General features: G+C 28.9%; 3 protein-coding genes. 1 reads left to right on the top strand and 2 read right to left on the bottom strand.

Annotated features, from left to right (window positions below):
• Positions 1-93: 93 nt before the first annotated feature.
• Complete coding sequence (locus OM075_RS24450) at positions 94-900, bottom strand: CPBP family intramembrane glutamic endopeptidase (protein WP_301193188.1); 807 nt, start codon at positions 898-900, stop codon at positions 94-96.
• Positions 901-1,401: 501 nt separating this feature from the next.
• Positions 1,402-2,841 (bottom strand): tyrosine-type recombinase/integrase, encoded by a 1,440-nt coding sequence (locus OM075_RS24445; protein WP_301193187.1) that lies wholly within the window; start codon positions 2,839-2,841, stop codon positions 1,402-1,404.
• A gap of 105 nt (positions 2,842-2,946) precedes the next feature.
• Between OM075_RS24445 and OM075_RS24440 the strand changes: the two genes are divergently transcribed.
• Positions 2,947-3,312: a hypothetical protein gene (locus tag OM075_RS24440; protein ID WP_301193186.1), complete on the top strand. Its 366-nt coding sequence runs from the start codon at positions 2,947-2,949 to the stop codon at positions 3,310-3,312.
• The last annotated feature ends 524 nt before the right edge of the window (positions 3,313-3,836 follow it).

Here is a 3,836-nt window from a genome sequence, read left to right as displayed (position 1 = left end):
ATACTTTATATATTATTTGCTGGAATATTGTTTAGTTCAACAAACCCTCCAATCTGTAGGGTATGCAAGCAACCCTACATTAGAGGCTAAGTGTTAGCGGGCGTAACTATTATATATTATTTGTCCCTTTTTAAAATAGTAGATACTTATTGGTAAGAAAATCAAGGCTACTATATAGTTTGGCCATCCTGCTCCATTTTTATTTATAATATTGAAATATGGCACAAAAAGCACTGATAAAGTAAAAACAACTAATGGATGCAAAATCATTGAAGAAAGCACGGATTTCGTTTTAATTCGAACATAAATTAAAACCGTACCAAATTCAATGCAAAGAATCCAAAATAATAAATATTGATACCACTCTTTAAAAGGCATAAAAGGGAAATGCCATATTGCCCATATAGAATTTAATAGTATAATCATTTCAAGCCAAGATAGGGTCTTTAATTTTGAAAACAAGTATCCTCTCCATGCAAATTCCTCCGCAAATCCTGCGTGAATTAGAAGCAACATTAAATACAAAATCGACCCTGCCATTGGAGAAAACTGATAGTTAAAAAGAAAGAACAATTGATTACTTCTTTGAAATTCTGTATATCCAAGAATATATTGAATCAAAGTTGCGAGTAAAACTGAAAATATCATAACAATTATCGTGGCAAAGAAACTCCTCTTGTTTTGAATATTTTTTAAAGAAATCAAATTGAAAGAATCCTTTTTAATTACGAATATGAAAACTATTGATGCTAAAGTTGGTCCAAATAACCATAAATGATAAATCGGGTCAATATAACTTCCGAAATTAACTGAAGACCTAAATTTGAATATTAAAAAACTCAATCCAATTGAAAGAAGAAGCAAAAGAAATCCAGTTGTGTAAATTTTTAAACGATTCATAAATCTATTTTTTTGGAATAAAAGCTTAAGTTATTTTATAGAGATTTTTTTATTATTTGAAGTTGTTAAAATCATCCTATCACGATATAAATTCTCGCGTTATTATGCCCGCTAACTATTCAGTAACCGTCATAGAGTGGTGGTTATATCGCTTATGTCTATAGTTTATAACAATGGATAAAAAAGTATTTACTCATACTACGCATTACTATAAATCCATTGTTTAAAAACCTATATACCATATTATTAAGTGATTATATTATACACTTCGTCTACTCAGTTACACAGTATTATTCCCGTTCTAAGTTTGGTTTTAAAATGTTATGTAGCCCTCTTCTCATTTTTCAATCTCAAACGTTAAAGATAATTATCTATTTGTATTTAACAAAATTAATCAATTAACTAATTCTATATTTTAAAACATATTTTACTATAAAAAAGTAAAAACTGAACTTTAAATACTTAACAATCCCTTATTAACTGCTAACATCCATACTCTTTTTAAACACCTAAATCATCTAAAGGACTTTTTATTTGTTGTAAGTATTTATTACTAACATGGGTATAAATTTCTGTTGTTTTTGATGAATTATGACCTAAAAGTTCTTGTATATAACGTAAATCAGTGCCTGATTCTAACAAATGTGTTGCAAAACTATGACGTAGAGAGTGTAAACCACCGCGCTTAGGCACTCCACTCTTTTCTATCGCCTTAGATAAAATTTTTCCTGCACTGGTAGCTGAATATTTTCCTCCATAATGCCCTTCAAACAGATATTCTTTAGGCTTAAATTCCCGATAATATTCTCGCAATAGCTTTAATAATGATTTTGCTAATATGGTATATCTGTCTTTATTTCCTTTTCCGCCTAATACACGAATCTGCATTCGTTTCGAATCAATATCATTTAACTTTAAATTAAGCGCTTCTCCTATACGTAACCCACTTCCATAAATTAAAGACAATAACGTTTTATGTTTTATATTTACTACTGTGTTTAGTATTTTATTTATTTCATCCTTATTCCAAACCTTAGGTAATTGTCTTCCTACTTTTGGTCTGATTATATCTTCTAATTCAATTTCTCGTTTTAAATAGCCTTGATAATATAGTTTTATGGCGTTTACTGATTGATTCAGTGTTTGAAATGAGTATGATTTCTCACCTAACATCATTTGATGATATTCATTTACTTTAGATGCTGAAAACATATTTATTTGTTCAATACTGTTTTCCCTGTAACAATTTAACAATCTTAAAACAAAATAATAATAGGTCCTAATTGTATTTACGCTATATCCTTTTAAAATCATATACTTCAAAAAATCTTTAGGAACACTTTTAAAATTCACATTGCGTTTATAGGCTTGTTCAAGCAATAGCTGGAGTATTTTACAATCTCTGATTATTAATTCATTATGCAATTGAATTTTAATTTTTGAGTTGTGTTTCTCTATAAAATCAGTAACTTCTGATATTCGTGGCCTTAAAACAAAATCTTTTAACTCGGCATCCCATTTGCAATTTACATCATTAACTAATATTTGATTAATTGCTTTACTATATTTATATTTTATGATAATGCACCTTCTATCTCCCTCTTTAAAAGGAACTAACATCACGTTTCCTAATTTATCCTGCAGTTCTAATATTCCGGTAAAATAAGTAGCATCACCAATTACTACTTCATCCGTGTTATTTTTTAATTGAGCTTGATAATATTTAGTATTAATTATGGCTATATCTTCAAGTACATCACTTAATAATCCTATTGTCTGGGGTGTTGAAATAACAACATATTTATGTAGTTTGGGATTCCAGGTTATCCAATCATTCTGTCTTATGCGATTGAGAATATCATTATTGGATTTAAAATACAAAACACATAGATCTTCATCCGCCTCAGTTTGTTTATTTAAATAAATGACTGGTTTTTGCATTTTTTTATTAGCAAGTAAATAATTTTATTATTTTTAAGGGCTTATTAAGCGACTATAAGCGCTTATAAGCGCTTAATAAGCTTTTTTAACCTAACAAACTACCCAATGGCCAAAACATGTTTATTCTGCAATGAAACTATTAAAGGAAGGTCTGATAAAAAATTCTGTGATAAACAATGCAGAAATGCCTATAATTACAATTCTACGCAATCTACAGAAAATCAAATACGATCAATAAATAAACAACTAAGAATAAATAGAAGTGCCTTAAAAAAAGCATGTCCTGAAGGAAAAGCAACTGTTAGAAAGAAGTTCTTAAAAACCTTGGGTATGAATTTTAAATATTTAACGCATACATGGAAAAGTAACAGCAATATACTATATTACTTCTGCTACGATTATGGATATACCCCTTCTGTAGATCCGGAAAAGGTAGTTATAATTCAGCATCAAAATTTCATGAATAAGTAACCCACAATGGATTAATCATATTAAGGTTAACGCTTCATATTTGAAAAGAAGAAAAGTCTATTAAAAATGTAAGAATACTTAATTATTACCATCTTCAATAGACTTTTTAAATATTTTACATTACTAACCGACTAATTTTAAAAAGGGTTTATTATTAATATGAATACGAGGAGGTTGTATAATTAAGCGCTATGTATGGGTAATTAAACCGCCTTCATGTAAAAGCGTTAATAAAATCATTAAACGAAGCGTTAAAAAAGAAAAGCTGTTTGAGCTTTAGCGAGTTCTTTTCTTTTAGCGAAGAGCAATGATTTTTAGCTTTTCCATGTCAGCGGCGGCTTTTTTTGTTTCTGTTTTTGCAGCTGAAGGCAAAAATGAAAAGCCTGTCGGCTTGAGACATAAGTAATGTAAATATGATGAATAATAATTTAGAGGATGTAAAATAAACACTGTCTGTAAGCAACAAATTATTAATATTGTGACTTATGGCAGAAAAGAAAAAAGAATCCCCAGAATATATTGCA

The sequence above is a fragment of the Plebeiibacterium sediminum genome (assembly GCF_026013605.1).
Classification (GTDB): domain Bacteria; phylum Bacteroidota; class Bacteroidia; order Bacteroidales; family Marinilabiliaceae; genus Saccharicrinis; species Saccharicrinis sediminus.
Note: the sequence above shows the minus strand (reverse complement) of the source record. Positions and strands in the feature narration are given on the sequence as shown.

What these genes read in the sequence shown, in the direction of transcription:
- OM075_RS24450 (WP_301193188.1), bottom strand. Translation starts at nt 900, where the DNA reads ATGAATCGTTTAAAAATTTACACAACTGGATTTCTTTTGCTTCTTCTT.
- OM075_RS24445 (WP_301193187.1), bottom strand. Translation starts at nt 2,841, where the DNA reads ATGCAAAAACCAGTCATTTATTTAAATAAACAAACTGAGGCGGATGAA.
- OM075_RS24440 (WP_301193186.1), top strand. Translation starts at nt 2,947, where the DNA reads ATGGCCAAAACATGTTTATTCTGCAATGAAACTATTAAAGGAAGGTCT.